This is a genomic window from Streptomyces sp. NPDC002156, from assembly GCF_053593675.1.
The window spans coordinates 1-19,696 of record NZ_JBSFDA010000111.1 but is presented as its reverse complement, the minus strand read 5'-3'; the positions used below and the strand labels follow the sequence as shown (position 1 = coordinate 19,696).

Below are 19,696 nucleotides of genomic sequence, written 5' to 3'. Positions count from 1 at the left end.
CGATGAGGAGCCCCGAAGTGACCGAAACCGCGTCGCGTCCCACCCTGGAGGCCGTCGCCGCACGGGCAGGGGTCTCCCGGGCCACCGCGTCGCGGGTCGTGAACGGCGGGGACGGCGTACGCGAACCCCTCGTCGAACGGGTCAGGCAGGCCGTGGAGGAACTCGGATACGTGCCCAACCAGGCGGCCCGCTCCCTGGTGACCCGGCGGCACGACGCCGTCGCCGTCGTCATCGCCGAACCCGAGACCCGGGTCTTCGCCGACCCGTTCTTCGCCCTCCAACTCCGGGGGATCAGCAAGGAGTTGACCGCCCACGACTCCCAGCTCGTGCTGCTGCTCACCGAAGGGCGTGACGACCACTCCCGCGTCGGCCGGTATCTCGCCGGCGGGCATGTCGACGGCGCGCTCGTCTTCTCCCTGCACCTCGACGACCCGCTGCCCGGCATGGTCCAGCGTGCCGGCGTGCCCACCGTGTTCGGCGGCCGGCCCGGCTGGAGCGAGGGCACGCGCGACGCCGTGTACGTCGACAGCGACAACCGGGGCGGCGCCCGGGCCGCCGTCCAGCATCTCGTCGACCTCGGGCGGACACGCATCGCGCACGTCACGGGCCCCCTCGACCAGACCTCTGCGGCGGACCGGCTCGACGGGTTCCGGGAGGTCGCGCCCGACGCCGACCCGCGACTGATCGCCGAGAGCGACTTCACGCCGGCCGGCGGGGAGCGCGCGATGCGTGAACTGTTGGACCGGCGTCCGGACTTGGACGCCGTGTTCGCCGCCAACGATCTCGCCGCCTCGGGTGTTCTGCGTGTTCTGCGTGAACGTGGGCGGCGGGTGCCGTCGGATGTCGCCGTGGTCGGGTTCGACGACATGTTGGCTGTCGCCGAGCAGACGGATCCTGCGTTGACCACGGTGCGGCAGCCCATCGAGGAGATGGGGAGGTTGATGGCGCGGCTGTTGTTGGAGGGTGGGGTGGATGCGGCGGCCAGTGTGGTGCTGCCGACGACGCTTGTTCGGCGAGACTCCGCGTAGCGCTCCGCGGGACAGGTGGTTCGTTTGCCACCGGCCGGTGGGGGCTGGTCGCGCAGTTCCCCGCGCCCCTTTGGGGCGCGCCCTTGGGGCCCTCCTTACATCTGTGTAGGCACGCTCTTGATCACCGCGAACCGGGCTCCGTACGGGTCCGTCAGCTTGGCGATCGTGCCTACGCCCTCCACCTCCGTGGCCGGCATGCGGACCTGGCCGCCTAGTTCCTGGGCCTTGGCGACGGTCGCCCCGGCGTCGGTGACCTCGAAGTACGGGAGCCAGTACGGGGTGGTCTCCGTGCCCGTCGGGTCGTCGGCGATGTCGATGACGCCGCCGAACATCCCGTCCTCACCGGTGCCCGCCGGGTTCACGCAGGTGTACGAGCCGCCCGGGAAGGGCACCGCCGAGGTCTCCAGGCCCAGGACCGTGCCGTAGAACGCGGCGGCCTTGGGTACGTCTGTCGTGTACAGCTCGACCCAGCACAGGGAGCCGGGGTCGCCGGTCACTTCGAGGCCTTTGATCCGGGCGGGCTGCCAGAGGCCGAAGACGGCGCCGGCGGTGTCGGTGAGGACGGCCATCCGGCCCGCGTCCATCACGTCCATGGCCGGCATCGGCGCGGCGCCCCCGACCTGCTCGGCGGCCTTGACGGTGGCGTCGACGTCCGGGGTCTGGAAGGACACCGTCCAGGACGGCGCACCCCCCTGCTCCTCCGTCATCTGCATGCCGCCCCCGGCGGTCCTTCCGCCCAGCTGGAAGAAGCCGTACCCGCCGGCCTCGGGGCCCGCCGACCGGAAGTCCCAGCCGAAGAGCGCACTGTAGAAGGCGGTGGCGCCCTCGATGTCGGGGGTGCCGAGATCGATCCAGTTGGGAGCGCCGGTCACGAAACGGGTGGTGAGCATCATTGCCCTCCTCTGTGGGGCCCCACCCTCATGCGGAGCCCCCGTTGCCTGCTCTGCCGAGTCTTGCACCGCCCACTGACAATCGCTGCCGGAGTGCCACAGGGGGTGGCGGGCGCTGGAGGCTGTCACCCTGGGTGAGGACGGAGGCGCGCCTTGTTCCAACACGTTCCGCGCGCCGCCGTGCGCTCGCGCATCCGGCGGGAGCATGATCGTGCGACCGGCGGGATGCCGGGGCCCCGCGACGGACGGCCCCGGTGTCCGGCGTTGATCGGACGTTGAGCGAACGTTTTTCACCGTCCGGCACGATCTCGTGCATGCACTACGAGACGATCACCCCGATGGACAGCGCCTGGCAGGCGCAGGCCCTGTGCGCGGAGACCGGGGCCGACTTCTTCTTCCCCGAGCCGGGCAGCTCGGTGCGCGAGGCGAAGCGCATCTGCGGGATGTGCGAGATGCGCCCCGCCTGCCTGGAGTACGCGCTCAGCAACGACGAACGGTTCGGGGTCTGGGGCGGCCTCTCCGAGAAGGAACGGCTCCACCTCCGGCGCACCTCGCCCACCTCCCACTGACCTCCCGCCCACCTCCCACTGACCTCTCGGACGGCAATTCCCGTACGCCGACCGCTGCCGAGCGGGCACAATCCAGCTCATGCTCCGTACCCCGCACCAGCAGGTCGACAGCCTGCTGAACGCTCTCGACCCGCTTCCGTATCCGCAGCGCATGCGCGAACTCGCCGCACGCGCACGGGAGTTCACACCGCTGCGACCGGTGCTGACGGAGCTGGAGGAACGCGGGTCGTACGGACGTGACCTGGCGATCGTCGCCGCGGCCGTCGGGCGCGACACCGAATGGATCGCGGACCGGATCGCCGATCCCGACCCCTTTGTGCGCGGCCATGCCCTTCAGGTCGCCGACAGCCTCCAAGTCCCCGACTCCGCCTACGAGTCGGGACTCATCGACGCCTCCGAGACGGTACGCCGGGACCTGCTGCGCGCGATCGTCGCGGGCGGGCGCACCGCACTCGCCGACCGGCTGCTGGACGGAGTACGGCAGGACTGGGGAGACACCGAGGCGGCACGACTGCTGCCCGGGTGTTCGTCGGAGACGGTGGCGCGGCTGCTCCCCGAGATGTTCCACGCCTTCGACGGCTCTCGGGCGCTCGCCCGACGCCATCCTGACCTCCTGCTCGACGTGCTGGAACGGGAGTTGGCCGAACTGCCGACCGCGCTGTACGACTCCTGGTGGGAGCCCTTCGGCGGAGCCGTGGCCGCCGTCGCACCGCATGATCCGCTGCGCGTCCTCGGCTTCCTGGAACGACGGCCGCCCAGGGTGTTCCCCCGTCAACTCGCCTCCCGCATGGGCCTGTTCGCCGCCGTGGCTCCCGAGCGCGTACTGCGCCTGCTCGGCACGCCCGGCTGGGCCGGTGTGGGTGTGCGCTCGCTGAACACCTCCGTGCTGCGCACACTGGCCCGCTCCGGAGCCCCCGAACTCCTCGCCTACGGCAAGGTGTTGGCGGCTTCCGGAGACCTCCCGGTGCTGCTCGCCGCCATGCCGCCCGGCCGGCGCCACGCCTTCCTCACGGCTGTGCAGGAAGGGCGGGGTACGGCTTCCGCCACCGTCGACCACGCCATCCTGGCGGCGCTGCCGCGCACCCACGCACCCGACGAGGCCCGCCGGATGGCCGCCGCCGCCCGTGAGCGAGGCGCCGCCTGGCACACCGTGCTCCTCGTCGAATCGTTCCTGCCCGTCGACGAGGCACGCCCCGCGCTCATCGACGCCACCCGCCGCCCCGCCGCCGAAGACCGCGCCCTGGCCTGGCCGTTGCTGATCCGCAACGCCGAGCGCTCCGCCGCCCCGGACGCCGTCACCGCCGTACTGGCGGACATGGGACGGCTGCGGAACGAGCAGGACCCCGTTCGCTCGGCCGCGTTGGGGGCGCTGGCCGACGTCCGCGCGGCACTGTTCACCGAGGACGCCGAACCGCACCTCGACCGGATCACCGCCGACGCTGTCGAGGCCCGGGACTCCTCCGCCCTGACCCGGCAGCGGCTCAGCACCCTCGCCCTCGGGGTGCTGCGCGAGCACGCGGCAGGCGGGCCGAGGGAGTTGGTGAACTGGGCGCTGCGCACCCTGGTCCGCATCACCGGCCACACCGGCACCGCCGACCTCGGCCGTCTCGACCGGACCCTCGTGCGCGGCCAAGAACACCGTGTGTACGAGGCGCTGCGACCCTGGATCGAGGCAGGTGCCGAAAAGGCCGACTACAGCCTCGCTTTCGCCCTCACCCGGGCTGTCGGACGCCGTGCCGCCGGCATGCCCGAACTCCAGGACCTGCTCTGGCAGGCGATCCGCTACGGCGGCAAGGACGCGACCGTACGCACGGCGATCGACCTCTGGCTGGAGCCGCACGCCACCCGCGACGAGCGCGTCGCGCGCATCCTGGCCCACGAACCCTCCGCCGGAGCACTCCCGTTGGTGTGGCGCGTCCTGGCCCGCCGCCGCACCGATCTGGTCGATCCGTTCCTCGCCGAGACCCCGCCGTACGGCCGCTTCCTGTCGAAGCGTGAACCCTGGACCGCACCGGTCCACCATGACCTCAGGCGTTGGCTCCCCCGCCAACAGCGGGATGTCGTACGCCAGTTGGCGGATGTCGCCGACGACTCCGCGCTGCCGCTGTACCGGCGGGTCGGCGCGATTCAACAGGCCGCGTACGTCCCGGAGTTCGGCGCCGCGCTCGTACGTTCGTGGACCGGCTCCGGGGACGTCGTCCTCGCCGAGGCGGCCCTCGCCGCGCTCTCCCGCACCGACCGGCCGCACGAGGCGCTCCCCGAACTGCTCGCGCACGCTGGCGGCGACCGGGCCCGCGTCGCCGTCTACGCGGCCACCCGCGCCTCCCGCTACGCGCCGCCGTCGCTGCTGGCCGGACAACTGGCGGAGGTACTGCGCGCGCCGGACGTGAAGGTGACCAGCCGCAAGGAGGCCGTCCGGCTGGCCGCGACCCGTCTCCCGGCGCGGTCGGCCGCGACGCTGCTCTGCGAGACGTACGGGCGGCCCGGCGCCCACCGTGACGTCCGTACGGCGTGTGTGGCCTTCGCGGGCGCGCTCGTGGCGCACGAACCGGTCTGGGAGGTGCTGCGCGACGCGGCCGGCGCCGAGCCGGTGCTGCGCCGGGCCGTGCTGCGGGTCCACCCCCTCGACCTGCCCGAACCTCACCGCGAGCGCTACGCCCACCTCGTGCACGCCGTGTGCGCCACCGACGACCCCGAGACCGCGGCCCTCGCCCTGGGCGCCCTGGCCCACTGGACGCCCTGGTCGCCGGACGCCCCCGCGGTGCTGGTCCGGGCCGCGACCAACCTCGACGACCGGACGAACTGGCAGGTGGCGGCCAGAGGCCTGGTGACCGTCGCCGAGGGCTCCCCGCAGGGCGCGCACTGGCTCCTGGAGGCCCTGCGGACCCTCGCCGAGCACCCGGCGGCCGACGACGCCGACCTGGAAGCGGGGGAGCGGCGCGACCGTCCCGCCCGCCGGCGTGTGGAGTACGTCGTCTCCTGCCTCGTCCAGCACGGCCGCCCGACCACCGAAGCCTTCCGACCCGCCGCCCTCGCCGCAAGCGAGCTGCTCGCCGAGTACGACACCCACGTCCCGCAGGCCGCGACCCTGGCGGCGCACCACCTGGACCTCGACGCCCGGCCGCCCCACCTCGGACAGCTGGCCGCGCTCACCGCAGGCCGCCCCGCCCTCGCCGTCCGCACCGCCGGTGAACTCGGCGCACGCCTGGAGAGCCGGGAACAGGAGGGCGACCCCGAGGCACTGCTGGCCGAGGTCGACCGTCTGACCACCCACGGAGGCCATGCCGAGGGCCTGCTCGCGGTGGCCGTCGTCGGAGCGCTGGGCAGCCGCACGGACTGGGCAGCGCCCTGGCGCGAGCGCCTGGCAGCACTGCGCCGCCACCCCGAGGCCGACGTGCGGGACGCGGCGCTGGAGGAGGTGACGGCGTACGAGTGAGCCTTCCCGGGGGCTGTGATGCCGGCGGCTCCGCCGCAGGCCTCCGGCGGGCAAGCGGGCCCGCCGGGATCACCGGTGATCGCGGTGGCCGTCGCCGGGGGTGCTGGGCGGCCGTACGGACTGGGCACTGCGCTGGCGCGAGTGCCTGGCAGCACTGCGCCGCCACCCCGAGGCCGACGTGCGGGACGCGGCGGTGAATGAGGTGACGGCGTACGAGTGAGTCTTCGCGGGGGCTGTGATGCCGGCGGCTCCGCTGCGGGCCTCCGGCGGGCAAGCGGGCCCGCCGGGGTCGCCGGGATCACCGGTGTTCGGGGCGGCCGTCGTCGGCGCGGTGGGCGGCCGTACGGGCTGGGCAGTGCCTTGGCGCGAGTGCCTGGCAGCACTGCGCCGCCACCCCGAGGCCGACGTGCGGGACGCGGCGCTGGACGAGGTGACGGCGTACGGCTGAGATTTCCCGGGGGGGGGCGGCACCCGGACCCCCAGCAGAAAGGCGGGTCGGGCGGGATCGCCTGCGCCGAGATCGCGAGGCGGGTCAGCCGGCGGCGCGGGCCGCCATGCGGGCCTTGCGGGCCGCGAGCTTCTCGTCGAACTTGGAGGCCTCAGCGTCCAGGCCGCCCATGTACATGCCCAGCTCCTCCTGCGCCTGCAGACCCTCGGGGCCCAGGTCGCTCATGTCCATGACCTTCAGGTGGCGCAGGACCGGCTGGAGCACGTCGTCGTGGTGGATGCGCATGTTGTAGACCTCGCCGATCGCCATCTGCGCGGCGGCCCGCTCGAAGCCGGGCATGCCGTGACCGGGCATCCGGAAGTTGACGATCACGTCACGGACCGCCTGCATGGTCAGGTCGGGCGCGAGGTCGAAGGCGGCCTTCAGGAGGTTCCGGTAGAAGACCATGTGCAGGTTCTCGTCGGTCGCGATGCGGGCCAGCATGCGGTCGCAGACCGGGTCGCCGGACTGGTGGCCCGTGTTGCGGTGCGAGACGCGGGTGGCCAGCTCCTGGAAGGCGACGTACGCCACCGAGTGCAGCATCGAGTGCCGGTTGTCCGACTCGAAGCCCTCTGCCATGTGCTGCATACGGAACGCTTCGAGCTGGTCCGGGTCGACCGCGCGCGAGGCGAGCAGGTAGTCGCGCATCACGATGCCGTGCCGGCCCTCCTCGGCCGTCCAGCGGTGCACCCAGGTGCCCCAGGCGCCGTCGCGGCCGAACAGGCTGGCGATCTCGTGGTGGTAGCTGGGGAGGTTGTCCTCGGTGAGGAGGTTGACGACCAGGGCGATCCGGCCCAGCTCGGTGACCTTGGACTGCTCCTTGCCCCAGGCCTCGCCGTCCTCGAAGAAACCGGGGAAGTTGCGGGCGTCGCTCCACGGCACGTACTCGTGCGGCATCCAGTCCTTGGCGACCTTCAGATGCCGGTTGAGTTCCGTCTCGACCACTTCTTCCAGGGCGAACAGCAGCCGGGCGTCGGTCCAGGCGCCGGACGGACTGCCGAGGTGCGGAGAAGTGATCGTCATGAATGCTCCAGAATGACGTGCGAGCGGACTGCGGGGGACGGAACTCAACCTACGGCATCGTAGGCTACGTTCCCGTAGGTTACGACACCGTAGGTTAAGGGTGTTGTAAAGACCGCTGATCAGCGGGTACACGCCGATGCGTGCCGATAACGCGCCACGGCCCGGACCCGCAGGTCCAGGGCCGAACGGGTACCCCGATCGCCCGGTCAGATGTACAGGTCGCGCAGTCTCACCGAGAGGCATGTCACACAGCCCTCGAGCTTCTCGAACTCGCTGATGTCGACGACCACCGGCTCGTGGCCGAGGTCGGCGAGCAGTTCGGCCGTCTTCGGGGCGCTCGCCGCCATCAGCAGCTTTCCGCCGCCCAGCAGCACCACGTGCGCCCCCGACTCCTCCGGCACCGGCAGGAAGCGCGGGAAGAGGGACGGAGTGTCCACCAGCGGCGGATACCCGATCACGGTCCCGTCCGGCAGCGCCGTGACCGCCGACTTCAGATGCAGCACCTTGCTCACCGGTACGGCGACGACCCGGGCGCCGAGCGGTTCGAACACGGCCTTGAGCTGCTGCACCCCGGCGGCGTTCGTCCGCCCGCCCCGCCCGACGTAGAGGGTGTCGCCGATCTTGAGGACGTCGCCGCCCTCCAGGGTGCCCGGCTCCCAGACCCAGTTCACCGAGCAGCCGAGGCGGGCCACCGCCTCCTCGACACCGCCGGTCTCACCGCGCCGGGACGCGGCGCCGGGCCGGGCGATCAGCGCGACGTTCCGGTGGACGACCACCGCGTCCTCGACGAACACCGAGTCCGGGCAGTCGTCCGCCGGATCGACCTCGACGGTCTCCCAGCCGTGCGTGCGCAGGGCTTCCGTGTACGCCTCCCACTGCCGGGCGGCGAGATCCGCGTCGACCTCCTCGCGCTCGATGTGCGTGACGAGGCCTTCGGCCAGGCGTGGGCTGGGGCGACGTATGAGGGCCTTCTTGCTGGGCACGGGCGGAACTCCGAATCGCAGGGGGCGTCCGCGCACATCATGCAGGGCGGGTCGGCGCGGACAAAAGCCCCGGAGGTCAGAACGGGGCCCGCACGTCCGCCCAGGACACTCGCGTCACCCCACCTCCTCCGGGCCGATCTCCCTCAGTTCGCCGTCCAGGAGCAGCCACCGGGTGATCCCGATCGACTCCAGGAACGGCAGGTCGTGGCTGGCGACGATCAGCGCGCCCTCGTACGACTCCAGGGCCGTCGTGAGCTGTCGGGCGCTCGCCATGTCCAGGTTGTTGGTCGGCTCGTCCAGCATCAGCAGCTGGGGCGCGGGCTCGGCCAGCATCAGGGCGGCCAGGGCGGCGCGGAAGCGTTCACCGCCAGACAGGGTCGCCGCCCGCTGGTCGGCGCGGGCGCCCCGGAACAGGAAGCGGGCCAGCCGGGCACGGACCCGGTTGTTGGTGGCGGCGGGCGAGAACCGGGCCACGTTCTCGGCGACGGTCAGCTCGTCGTCGAGCACGTCGAGCCGCTGCGGCAGAAAACGCAGCGGCACGTGCGCGCGTGCCTCCCCGGAGACCGGGGCCAGCTCCCCGGAGATCGTCCGCAGCAGGGTCGTCTTGCCGGCCCCGTTCCGCCCGATCAGCGCGACCCGCTCGGGCCCGCGCAGATCGAACGAGCCCACGCTCGCTCCGTACGCCAACTCCAGGTCCAGGAGCGTGAGTACGGTACGGCCCGGCGGTACGGCCGTGTACGGCAGGTCGACGCGGATCTCGTCGTCGTCCCGTACGGCGTCCACGGCCTCGTCGAGCCGTTCCTTCGCGCCGGCGAGCCGCTCCTCGTGCATGATGCGGTGCTTGCCCGCCGACTCCTGGGCGGACCGCTTGCGCGCCCCCATGACGATCTTCGGCTCGCGCTTCTGCTCGGCCATCTTCTGCCCGTACTTCTTGCGGCGGGCCAACTTGACCTGTGCGTCGGCCAGTTCACGCTTCTGCTTCTTCAGGTCGGCCTCGGCGACGCGCACCATCCGTTCGGCCGCCTCCTGTTCGGTGGTGAGCGCGTCCTCGTACGCCGAGAAGTTGCCGCCGTACCAGGTGACCTCGCCGGAGCGCAGATCGGCGATCTGGTCGACCAGGTCAAGGAGTTCACGGTCGTGGCTGACGACGACCATCACCCCGGGCCAGGACGAGACGGCCGTGTAGAGGCGTCGACGCGCGTACAGGTCCAGGTTGTTGGTCGGTTCGTCCAGCAGGAGGACGTCCGGACGGTCGAGGAGCAGTGCGGCCAGTCGCAGCAGGACCGACTCGCCGCCCGAGATCTCGCCGATCGTACGGTCCAACTCGATGTGCCCGAGCCCGAGTTCGCCGAGCGTGACAAGGGCGCGGTCTTCTACGTCCCAGTCGTCGCCGATCGTCTCGAAGTGCCCCTCGGCCACGTCACCCGCCTCGATGGCGTGCAGCGCGGCCCGCTTGGCGGAGATGCCGAGGGCCTCGTCGACGCGCAGGGCGGTGTCGAGGGTGACGTTCTGCGGGAGGTAGCCGATCTCGCCCGCGACACGGACGATGCCGTCGGCGGGGCGGAGCTGACCGGCGATCAGCTTCAACAGGGTTGACTTTCCTGAGCCGTTGACGCCGACGAGCCCGGTGCGGCCGGGGCCGACGGCGACGTCGAGGCCCTCGAAGACGGGGGTGCCGTCGGGCCAGGCGAAGGACAGGGAGGTGACGGCGATGGAGGTGGTGGCGGACATACGGCCTCGCGGTTGCTTGATGGGGTCTGGGCAAGCGCGTATCGAGACACCGACGGGCGGCGGGCGGGAGTGTCCGGGTGACACGAGAAAGGCCCTGCTCCGGAAGGAGGCACGGACGGCTCGAACACCGAGGTCGCACGCTGCGCGGACACACCACTGGAGGGTGTGGGGCGCGGTGTCTCAGGACCTCAGTAGAGCAACGTCCTTCTCCAATCGACGGCAACAGGACCGCTGTCAGCGTAGGAAGAGGCGTTTCAGGCTGTCAAAGCATTAAAGGCATCGAGCGGGGCTGTCACAGGGCGTCGCGCATCAGCTCCGCCAGGTCGTGGTCCAGGTCGGTCTGGAGGTGCTCCAGGCCGACGGGCACCAGCTCGGTCGTGGACGTCAGGAAGCGCCGCAGCTCGCCCGAGCGGACATGGACGACCGCGGTGCCCTCGGGGGCGTGGAACTCCAGGACCGTACGGTCGTAGCCGTACGGCCGCACCCGGACGTCGCCGTGGCCCTGAGGCTCCCGCATGCCGTCGGAGAGAAGTTCGCGGGCGAACGTCCAGCAGACCTCGACGCCCTCCAGCGTGGCCGGCGCGGGGAAGGTCATCCGGACCGCGAACGGGTCGCTGCGGTCGTAGGTGAGCGTTGCGGGAATGCTCGGCATCCGCGGTGCGGCGGCGACGAGACGGGCCTCTACGAGTTGTTCGATGACGGTGGTGGACAACGCCTGCTCCCTTGTGACGGTTGGCCGGACTCCTGGATGGAACGGGCCGCACACTGAAGGAGACGCCGGAATGAGCCAATCAGTGCACCTGAATTTCTAGTGACCTCTGTCACCGAGTTCATTCCCTGCTACTTTCGCCCGCCATGAGGATCTTGAGCGCGAAGCGACAGCCGGGACGGACGATACGGGCGAGCCGGACGAAGCGGGCCGTGATGGCGGGCGCGTACGCGGCGGCACTCGCCGCCGTGGCCGCCGGACTGGCCGCCCCCGCGCAGGCGTACGAGGCGACAGGCGCCGGGCAACGGGCTCCGCACTGGGCGGCGAAGGACAGCGGCGCCGCCGACGTCCGGTTCCGTGGACTGTCCGCCGTCAGCCGGAACACCGCCTGGGTCGCCGGCACGGCGGGCACCGTACTGCGCACCACCGACGGCGGGGCGAGCTGGCGGAACGTCTCTCCGCCGGGGGCGGCCGAACTCCAGTTCCGGGACATCGAGGCGTTCGACGCCCGGCGGGCCGTGGTCCTGGCAATCGGCGAGGGCGAGGCCTCCCGCGTCTACCGCACCGACGACGGCGGCACGACCTGGACCGAGTCCTTCCGCAACACCGACGCCAGGGCCTTCTACGACTGCCTCACCTTCTTCGACCGCAGCCACGGCCTCGCGATGAGCGACCCGGTGGACGGCAAGTTCCGCATCCTCTCCACCAGCGACGGCGGACGCTCCTGGAAGGTGCTGCCCAATGGCGGCATGCCGGCCGCGCTGGAGGGCGAGGCGGGCTTCGCGGCGAGCGGGCAGTGCCTGGTCAGCTCCGGGCCGCGCGATGTCTGGCTGGCCACGGGTGGGGGTGCACGCGCGCGTGTGCTGCACTCCGCCGACCGCGGGCTCACCTGGACCGCCTCCGACACGCCGATCCCGGCGGGCGACGGGGCGCGCGGCGTCTTCGCGCTCGCCTTCCGCGACCGTACGCACGGACTCGCCGTCGGCGGCGACTACCGCGCCGACCAGGCCTCCCCGCGCGCGGGAGCGGTCACCACGGACGGCGGCCGTACCTGGACCACCTCGGCCACGCCCCCACCCGCCTACCGCTCCGGCGTCGCCTGGCTCCCGCACAGCCGCACGGCCGCGCTGGCGGTCGGCCCAAGCGGCACCGACCTCACCACGGACGCCGGGCGCACCTGGAAGACCGTCGACACGGGCTCGTACGACACCGTGGACTGCACCCCCGACCTGGGCTGCTGGGCCGCCGGGGAGAAGGGGCGCGTGGCACGGCTCGAATCGTGAGGCCTGGGTACCCGTTCACCGACCCGAGCGAAGGGAGTGAACGGCCATGCCACGCGGTGCGAGCCCGAAGCGAGAACGCCAGTACGAACACATCAAGGAGAGCGCCCTCGACCGGGGTGAGAGCGAGAAGCGCGCCGAGGAGATCGCCGCGCGGACCGTCAACAAGGAACGCGCCCGCGCCGGCGAGTCGAAGACCGCCAGCCGTACGTCCATCCAGGACATGTCGTCCGGCAAGCGTGGGGGTCAGCGCTCGCACAAGGGCGCCCAGGGGCCGACGTACGACCAGCTCTACGAGGAGGCCAAGCGGCGGAACGTGCACGGCCGCTCGGACATGAACAAGGAGCAGCTGAAGCGGGCGCTGGGCGGCAAGTGACCTGCGCCGCGGGGGCCGTACGCTCGTCGTCACCATGGAGCTGACGACGAGCGTACCCATTCCCGCGGACTGGCCCACGACCGAGGAGGCCGCCCGCGCGGTCCAGGACGAGCTGCGGCTGCGGGTGGTGCTCGACGAGCCGGGACCGCCGGCCGGGACGGGACACGTCACGGGCGTCGACGTCGCCTACGACGACGAGCGGGACCTCGTCGTGGCCGCCGCGGTCGTCCTGGACGCGGCGAGTCTCGACGTCGTCGCCGAGGCCACGGCCGTCGGACGGGTCCCCTTCCCGTACGTGCCCGGCCTGCTCGCGTTCCGTGAGATCCCGGCGGTCCTGGCCGCCCTGGAGGCGCTGCCCCTACCGCCCGGCCTCGTCGTCTGCGACGGCTACGGCCTGGCCCACCCGCGCCGCTTCGGCCTCGCCAGCCACCTCGGCGTTCTCACCGGGCTCCCGACGATCGGCGTCGCGAAGAACCCGTTCACCTTCACGTACGAGGAGCCGGGCGCCCCGCGCGGATCGGCGGCCCCGCTCCTGGCGGGCCCGGAGAAGGTCGGCCGCGCCCTGCGCACCCGGGACGCCGTCAAGCCGGTGTTCGTCTCGGTCGGCCACCGCACGACCCTCGACACGGCCTGCGCCCACGTCCTGGCGCTCACCCCGGACTACCGCCTCCCGGAGACGACCCGCCGGGCGGACGCCCTGTGCCGACGGGCACTGAAGGAAGCCGCCGGTGACGGACCCAAATGATCATCTGAGTATGTGTTCTGAGTATCTGTACGGATGTCTGTGGGCCGGAGCTGTCGGCAGGCTGTGTCCATGACCACGCACCGCGCCCCGAAGCCCGCCGCCAGCCCCGCCCAGCCCGTCGAGCGGGCCGTCACGGCCGCGCTGATCGTCGCCGTACTGGCGGGACTCGCCTGGATCTTCGGCATGATCTACACGGTCACCGGCTGGGCCCAGTGAACCTCTGACGGGCCCGTCCGTCAGCGACTCGACGCCACCCGGAACGTGATCCCCGCCTTGCGCAGGCGGTCGATCAGCGCGTCGCCCATCGCCACTGCGGTGGTGACCTGCCCGGACGTCGGCGGGAGGTCGTCGAAGGCCAGGGAGAGCGCCGACTCGGCGAACATCTTCGCCGTCTCGTCGTAGCCGGGGTCGCCGCCCGCGACCTCGGTGAACACCCGCCGGCCGCCGCCCTCGCCCACGAACCGCACCGTGAACGAGCTCTTCGCCCGCCGCTCCGCGCTCGGCCCGTCACCGGGCTGCAGCCGCCCGGACAACCAGCGCCGCGCGGGCGGCAGTTGGGCCGCCACGAACACCGCACCGACGGTGGCGACCCCGCCCAGCGCGAAGGGCAGCCGCCGTACCGCCGCGTAGTGGCGGTAACGGAAATCGGGGCCGTACCGTTCCAGTGCGCGGGCCGAACGCACCACGACCTGCGGATCGATGGTGGGCAGCGGCAGCGCCCACGCGTCGACCTCCTTGGCGTACCGGGGAGTGCCCGTGGGGGCGGTCGCCCGGCGGCCCAGCAGCCGGGGCTCGTGCCGTCGGCGGTCGCGTGCGGCGGCCAGCATCTGCGGTCCTCGGGAGAACTGGTTGAGCGCCGAGGCGAAGGTGCCGCCCGAGAACATCGCGTCGGCGTGCACGAACCCGTCCACGGTCAGCGGCACGTCCTCGGGCAGCTGGGCGACGGTGAAGTACGCGCCCAGGTCGTGCGGGACGGAGTCGAAACCGGCCGCGTGCACCAGTCGGGCGCCGGTCTCCCGCGCGCGTGCGTCGTGCCGGACGTACATCAGGTCCACGAACTCCGGCTCACCGCTGAGGTCGAGATAGTCGGTGCCGGCGTCCGCGCAGGCGGCGACCAGTTCCTCGCCGTACGTCAGATAGGGGCCCACGGTCGTGGCCAGCACGCGCGCGTGCCCCGCGAGGGCGCGCAGCGACGCCGGATCGGACACGTCCGCCTCCAGCACCCCGACCTCGGCGGCCTTGCCGATGCCCGCGAGGCGCTCGCGCAGCGACTCCAGCCTGTCCCGGCTGCGGCCGGCGACCGCCCAGCGCAGACCGTCGGGCGCGTGCGCGGCGAGGTACTCGGCGGTGAGCGCGCCGACGAAGCCGGTGGCTCCGAACAGCACGATGTCGTACGGGCGTTCCATTCTGCTCGGCCTGCTCATGACACCTCTCGTTGTGCGGTCCCGCGCCGTTGTCGGTGGTCGAGGCTAGCGTGAGGGGGCGTGGGGTCGTGCGCCCGGTCCGTCGTCGATTCGTCGGCCGGCCGCGGCCGGAACGAGGGAGTTTTGGCCAAGCGCTTGCTTAATATGTGCCCGGCGAAGCCTTGTGCGGAGCAGCGGGGCGTTCCTAGCATCGCTGGTGTCATGTCGGTTGTGTGACGGGAGTGGGGGCTCGATGTCGGTGGCAGGGGAGGCGGGCAGCGGTCCGCTCGCGGGCGTGCGGGTGGTCGAGCTGGCGGGCATCGGGCCCGGTCCGTTCGCCGCCATGCTCCTCGCCGACCTGGGCGCCGACGTGGTCCGCGTCGACCGGCCCGGGGGCACCGGACTCGCCATCGATCCCGAGTACGACGTGACGAACCGCAACAAACGGTCGGTGATCGTCGACCTGAAGGCGCCCGACGGTCCCTCCCGCGTCCTCGACCTCGCCGCCCGCGCCGACATCCTCGTCGAGGGCTACCGCCCCGGTGTCGCCGAGCGCCTCGGCGTCGGGCCCGAGACCTGCCACGCCCGCAACCCGAGGCTCGTCTACGGCCGGATGACGGGCTGGGGCCAGGAGGGCCCGCTCGCCCGCCGCGCCGGGCACGACATCGCCTACCTCGCCCCGACCGGCACCCTCGGCCTGATCGGCAGCCCGGACGCCCCGCCGCCCGCCCCGGCCAACCTCCTCGGCGACTACGCGGGCGGCTCCCTCTATCTCGTCGTCGGTGTCCTCGCCGCCCTCCACCACGCGCGCGTGACGGGTGCCGGGCAGGTCGTGGACGCCGCGATCGTCGACGGCGCGGCCCACCTCGCCACGATGCTCCACGGCATGCTCGCGGCGGGCGGCTGGCAGGACCGGCGCGGCGCCAACCTCCTCGACGGCGGCTGCCCGTACTACGGGACCTACGAGACCGCCGACGGCCGGTACATGGCGGTCGGCGCGCTGGAACCGCAGTTCTACGAGGAGTTCCTCGACCTGCTCGGCATCCAGGGCCACTCCGCCGCCCGCAAGGACATCGCCCGCTGGAACGACCTGCGCGAGGCCGTCACCGCGCGCTTCAAATCCCGTACGAGGGACGAGTGGACCGCGGTCTTCGAGGGCTCCGACGCCTGTGTGGCGCCCGTCCTCTCCCTGCGAGAGGCCCCGCACCACCCGCACCTGGCCGCCCGCGGCACCTTCACCGACCACGGCGGCATCACCCAGCCCGCCCCCGCGCCCCGCTTCTCCGTGACCCACACGTCGATCCACAGCGGCCCCGCCCAGCCCGGCGCCGACACGGCGGACGTGGCGCGCGACTGGGACGTGCCCCGACTCCTGCAGGATGGCGGCTGACCCCGGCCGACGCCCGCTCGCCCACCCCACCCCGAAAGGCCCTCCAGTGAGTACCGAAGCGTACGTGTACGACGCGATCCGCACCCCGCGCGGGCGCGGCAAGGCGAACGGATCCCTGCACGGCACCAAGCCCGTCGACCTCGTCGTGGGCCTCATCCACGAGATCCGGAACCGCTTCCCGGACCTCGACCCGGCCGCGATCGACGACATCGTGCTGGGCGTCGTCGGACCGGTCGGCGACCAGGGCTCCGACATCGCGCGCGTCGCCGCCGTCGTCGCGGGACTGCCGGACACGGTGGCCGGCGTCCAGGAGAACCGCTTCTGTGCGTCGGGTCTGGAAGCCGTCAACATGGCCGCCGCCAAGGTGCGTTCGGGCTGGGAGGACCTCGTCCTCGCGGGTGGCGTCGAGTCCATGTCCCGGGTGCCGATGGCCTCGGACGGCGGCGCCTGGTTCAACGACCCGATGACCAACCTGGCCGTCAACTTCGTGCCGCAGGGCATCGGCGCCGACCTCATCGCCACCATCGAGGGGTTCTCGCGGCGCGACGTCGACGAGTACGCGGCCCTGTCCCAGGAGCGGGCGGCGACCGCGGTGAAGGCGGGCCGCTTCGAAAGGTCCCTCGTCCCGGTCAAGGACCGCAACGGCCTCGTCGTCCTCGACCACGACGAACACCTGCGCCCCGGCACCACCGCCGACTCCCTGGCCCGGCTCAAGCCGTCGTTCGCCGACATCGGCGACCTGGGCGGCTTCGACGCCGTGGCCCTCCAGACGTACCACTGGGTCGAGAAGATCGACCACGTCCACCACGCGGGCAACTCCTCCGGCATCGTGGACGGCGCCTCGCTGGTCGCCATCGGCTCGAAGGAGGTCGGTGAGCGCTACGGGCTGCGTCCGCGCGCGCGGATCGTCTCCGCCGCAGTGTGCGGCTCCGAGCCGACCATCATGCTCACCGGCCCGGCGCCCGCCACCCGCAAGGCGCTCGCCAAGGCCGGGCTGACCATCGACGACATCGACCTCGTCGAGGTCAACGAGGCCTTCGCGGCCGTCGTCCTCCGCTTCGCCCGCGACATGGGCCTCTCCCTCGACAAGGTCAACGTCAACGGCGGCGCCATCGCGCTCGGCCACCCGCTGGGCGCCACAGGCGCGATGATCCTCGGCACGCTCGTCGACGAACTGGAGCGCCAGGACAAGCGGTACGGCCTCGCCACGCTGTGCGTCGGCGGCGGGATGGGCATCGCGACGATCGTCGAGCGGGTCTGAACTCCCGGCGGAATCAGCTGAATCAGCCGAATCGGCCGGGTAGTTCACAGCGGCGGATTCGAGGGATTCGGCGGCATCAAGAGACTTCTGAGCTTCTACGGAGATCCCCGTCATGACACAGAGCACCACCATCCGCTGGGAGCAGGACCGCACCGGTCTCGTCACCCTCGTCCTCGACGATCCCGACCAGTCCGCGAACACCATGAACCAGGCGTTCCGGGACTCCCTCGCGGTGGTCACCGACCGTCTGGAGGCCGAGAAGGACACGATCCGCGGCATCATCCTCACCTCCGCCAAGAAGACGTTCTTCGCGGGCGGCGACCTGCGCGACCTCATCCGGGTCACCCCCGACACGGCCCAGGAACTGTTCGACGGCGGCCTCGCCATCAAGCGGAACCTGCGCCGCATCGAGACCCTGGGCAAGCCGGTGGTCGCGGCGATGAACGGCGCGGCCCTGGGCGGCGGTTACGAACTCGCGCTGGCCTGCCACCACCGGGTCGCGCTGGACACGCCGGGCACGAAGATCGGCTGCCCCGAGGTCACCCTCGGTCTCCTCCCCGGAGGCGGCGGGGTCGTCCGTACGGTACGCATGCTGGGCATCGCCGACGCACTGCTGAAGGTGCTGCTCCAGGGCACCCAGTACAGTGCCGCGCGCGCCCTGAAGAACGGCCTCATCGACGAAGTGGCCGCCACCCAGGACGAGTTGCTGGCCAAGGCCCGTGCCTTCATCGACGCCAACCCCGAGTCGCAGCAGCCCTGGGACAAGCCCGGCTACCGCATCCCGGGCGGCACCCCCGCCAGCCCCAGGTTCGCGGCGAACCTGCCCGCCTTCCCCGCCAACCTGCGCAAGCAGACCAACGGCGCGCCCTACCCGGCCCCGCGCGCCATCCTCGCGGCGGCCGTCGAGGGGGCCCAGGTCGACTTCGAGACCGCACAGGTCATCGAGGCCCGCTACTTCGTGGAACTGGCCGCCGGACAGACCTCGAAGAACATGATCCAGGCGTTCTTCTTCGACCTCCAGGCCGTCAACTCGGGCGCCAACCGCCCCAAGGGCTTCGAGCCGCGCCCGGTGCGCAAGGTGGCGGTGCTGGGCGCCGGGATGATGGGCGCGGGCATCGCATACTCGTGCGCCCGCGCGGGCATCGACGTCGTCCTGAAGGACGTGTCGGCGGAAGCGGCGGCCCGGGGAAAGAACTACTCCGAGAAGCTGTGCGCGAAGGCCGTCTCCCGGGGACGTACGACCCAGGAGAAGGCGGACGAGCTGCTGGCCCGCATCACGCCGTCCGCCGACCCGCAGGACGTGGCCGGCTGCGACGCGGTCATCGAGGCGGTGTTCGAGGACTCGGCTCTCAAGCACAAGGTGTTCCAGGAGATCCAGCACATCGTCGACCCGGACGCGCTGCTCTGCTCCAACACCTCCACGCTGCCCATCACCGCCCTCGCCGAGGGAGTCGAACGCCAGGCCGACTTCGTCGGACTGCACTTCTTCTCGCCGGTCGACAAGATGCCGCTCGTCGAGATCATCAAGGGCGAGCGGACGGGGGAGGCGGCGCTGGCGCGCGCCTTCGACCTGGTCCGCCAGATCAGGAAGACCCCGATCGTCGTCAACGACTCACGCGGCTTCTTCACCTCACGGGTCATCGGGCACTTCATCAACGAGGGTGTCGCGATGGTCGGCGAGGGCATCGAGCCCGCGTCGGTCGAACAGGCGGCGGCGCAGGCGGGCTACCCGGCGAAGGTGCTGTCCCTGATGGACGAACTGACGCTGACGCTGCCGCGAAAGATCCGGGCGGAGTCCAAGCGGGCGGTGGAGGAGGCGGGCGGTACGTGGCCGACGCATCCCGCGGAGGCGGTGATCGACCGGATGGTGGACGAGTTCGGGCGTACCGGGCGGAGTGGGGGCGGGGGGTTCTACGAGTACGGGGAGGACGGCAGGCGGGCCGGGTTGTGGCCGGGGCTGAGGGAGCACTTCGGGCGCGGAGAGGGCGCGGAGGGGGTACAGATCCCCTTCAAGGACATGCAGGAACGGATGCTGTTCTCGGAGGCGCTGGACACGGTGCGGCTGCTGGAGGAGGGCGTACTGACGTCGGTCGCCGACGCCAACATCGGCTCGATCTTCGGGATCGGGTTCCCGGGGTGGACCGGGGGTGTCCTCCAGTACATCAACGGCTACGAGGGCGGCCTGCCGGGGTTTGTGGCGCGGGCGCGGGAGTTGGCGGAGCGGTATGGGGAGCGGTTCGCTCCGCCGGGGTTGCTGGTGGAGAGGGCGGAGAAGGGGGAGCGGTTCGGGGACCGCTAGTTCTTTCGCCCCCGCCGCCCTTACCCGTCCCATCCTCGGGGGCGCTGCCCCCGAACCCCCGCTCCTCAAACGCCGGAGGGGCTGAC

At 71.9% G+C, this 19,696-nt stretch carries 17 protein-coding genes; 11 read left to right on the top strand and 6 right to left on the bottom strand.

Annotated features, from left to right (window positions below):
• The first annotated feature begins 17 nt into the window (after positions 1–17).
• Positions 18–1,028 (top strand): LacI family DNA-binding transcriptional regulator, encoded by a 1,011-nt coding sequence (locus ACWCRB_RS33810; protein ID WP_450999698.1) that lies wholly within the window; start codon positions 18–20, stop codon positions 1,026–1,028.
• 95 nt (positions 1,029–1,123) lie between these two features.
• Here the strand turns inward: ACWCRB_RS33810 and ACWCRB_RS33805 are convergent, their stop codons facing one another.
• Positions 1,124–1,918, bottom strand: coding sequence for a VOC family protein (locus ACWCRB_RS33805; protein WP_450999697.1), 795 nt, complete (start codon positions 1,916–1,918; stop codon positions 1,124–1,126).
• A gap of 314 nt (positions 1,919–2,232) precedes the next feature.
• On the opposite strand from ACWCRB_RS33805, the gene ACWCRB_RS33800 reads away from it, so the two are divergent.
• The 3 genes from ACWCRB_RS33800 (at position 2,233) to ACWCRB_RS33790 (ending at position 6,371) form a co-directional block, all read left to right on the top strand.
• Entirely contained in the window at positions 2,233–2,487 is a 255-nt protein-coding gene (locus ACWCRB_RS33800; protein WP_235473542.1) for a WhiB family transcriptional regulator, read from the top strand.
• A gap of 79 nt (positions 2,488–2,566) precedes the next feature.
• Positions 2,567–5,923: a hypothetical protein gene (locus ACWCRB_RS33795; RefSeq protein ID WP_450999696.1), complete on the top strand. Its 3,357-nt coding sequence runs from the start codon at positions 2,567–2,569 to the stop codon at positions 5,921–5,923.
• Between the two features lie 238 nt (positions 5,924–6,161).
• Positions 6,162–6,371 carry a hypothetical protein gene (locus ACWCRB_RS33790; RefSeq protein ID WP_450999695.1) on the top strand — a complete coding sequence of 70 codons (210 nt, stop codon included), beginning with the start codon at positions 6,162–6,164 and terminating at the stop codon, positions 6,369–6,371.
• A gap of 84 nt (positions 6,372–6,455) precedes the next feature.
• On the opposite strand, the gene ACWCRB_RS33785 is transcribed toward ACWCRB_RS33790, so the two are convergent.
• From ACWCRB_RS33785 to ACWCRB_RS33770, 4 genes are all read right to left on the bottom strand, one after another.
• The gene (locus tag ACWCRB_RS33785; protein ID WP_450999694.1) at positions 6,456–7,433 is read right to left on the bottom strand and encodes an acyl-ACP desaturase; all 978 of its coding nucleotides are present in this window, start codon (positions 7,431–7,433) and stop codon (positions 6,456–6,458) included.
• Between the two features lie 206 nt (positions 7,434–7,639).
• Positions 7,640–8,416, bottom strand: coding sequence for a dimethylargininase (ddaH, locus tag ACWCRB_RS33780; protein WP_450999693.1), 777 nt, complete (start codon positions 8,414–8,416; stop codon positions 7,640–7,642).
• Positions 8,417–8,530: 114 nt separating this feature from the next.
• On the bottom strand, positions 8,531–10,147 hold the full coding sequence (locus ACWCRB_RS33775; protein ID WP_450999692.1) for an ABC-F family ATP-binding cassette domain-containing protein: 1,617 nt from the start codon (positions 10,145–10,147) through the stop codon (positions 8,531–8,533).
• Between the two features lie 292 nt (positions 10,148–10,439).
• Positions 10,440–10,799: an SsgA family sporulation/cell division regulator gene (locus ACWCRB_RS33770; protein WP_450999710.1), complete on the bottom strand. Its 360-nt coding sequence runs from the start codon at positions 10,797–10,799 to the stop codon at positions 10,440–10,442.
• A gap of 272 nt (positions 10,800–11,071) precedes the next feature.
• Between ACWCRB_RS33770 and ACWCRB_RS33765 the strand changes: the two genes are divergently transcribed.
• The 4 genes from ACWCRB_RS33765 to mmpA all read left to right on the top strand — a co-directional run bounded on the left by ACWCRB_RS33765 (position 11,072) and on the right by mmpA (position 13,473).
• On the top strand, positions 11,072–12,139 hold the full coding sequence (locus tag ACWCRB_RS33765) for a WD40/YVTN/BNR-like repeat-containing protein (protein ID WP_450999709.1): 1,068 nt from the start codon (positions 11,072–11,074) through the stop codon (positions 12,137–12,139).
• A 46-nt stretch (positions 12,140–12,185) separates the two neighbouring features.
• Positions 12,186–12,512: a plasmid stabilization protein gene (locus ACWCRB_RS33760; RefSeq protein ID WP_450999691.1), complete on the top strand. Its 327-nt coding sequence runs from the start codon at positions 12,186–12,188 to the stop codon at positions 12,510–12,512.
• 34 nt (positions 12,513–12,546) lie between these two features.
• Positions 12,547–13,257: an endonuclease V gene (locus tag ACWCRB_RS33755; RefSeq protein WP_450999690.1), complete on the top strand. Its 711-nt coding sequence runs from the start codon at positions 12,547–12,549 to the stop codon at positions 13,255–13,257.
• Positions 13,258–13,326: 69 nt separating this feature from the next.
• Positions 13,327–13,473, top strand: a complete 147-nt coding sequence (gene mmpA, locus ACWCRB_RS33750; protein ID WP_369031014.1) for a morphogenic membrane protein MmpA — start codon at positions 13,327–13,329, stop codon at positions 13,471–13,473.
• 20 nt (positions 13,474–13,493) lie between these two features.
• Here the strand turns inward: mmpA and ACWCRB_RS33745 are convergent, their stop codons facing one another.
• Positions 13,494–14,681, bottom strand: coding sequence for a saccharopine dehydrogenase family protein (locus ACWCRB_RS33745; RefSeq protein WP_450999689.1), 1,188 nt, complete (start codon positions 14,679–14,681; stop codon positions 13,494–13,496).
• Positions 14,682–14,913: 232 nt separating this feature from the next.
• On the opposite strand from ACWCRB_RS33745, the gene ACWCRB_RS33740 reads away from it, so the two are divergent.
• The 3 genes from ACWCRB_RS33740 to ACWCRB_RS33730 all read left to right on the top strand — a co-directional run bounded on the left by ACWCRB_RS33740 (position 14,914) and on the right by ACWCRB_RS33730 (position 19,610).
• Positions 14,914–16,050, top strand: coding sequence for a CaiB/BaiF CoA transferase family protein (locus ACWCRB_RS33740; RefSeq protein WP_450999688.1), 1,137 nt, complete (start codon positions 14,914–14,916; stop codon positions 16,048–16,050).
• Between the two features lie 46 nt (positions 16,051–16,096).
• Entirely contained in the window at positions 16,097–17,311 is a 1,215-nt protein-coding gene (locus ACWCRB_RS33735; RefSeq protein ID WP_450999687.1) for an acetyl-CoA C-acetyltransferase, read from the top strand.
• A 112-nt stretch (positions 17,312–17,423) separates the two neighbouring features.
• Entirely contained in the window at positions 17,424–19,610 is a 2,187-nt protein-coding gene (locus ACWCRB_RS33730) for a 3-hydroxyacyl-CoA dehydrogenase NAD-binding domain-containing protein (protein WP_450999686.1), read from the top strand.
• The last annotated feature ends 86 nt before the right edge of the window (positions 19,611–19,696 follow it).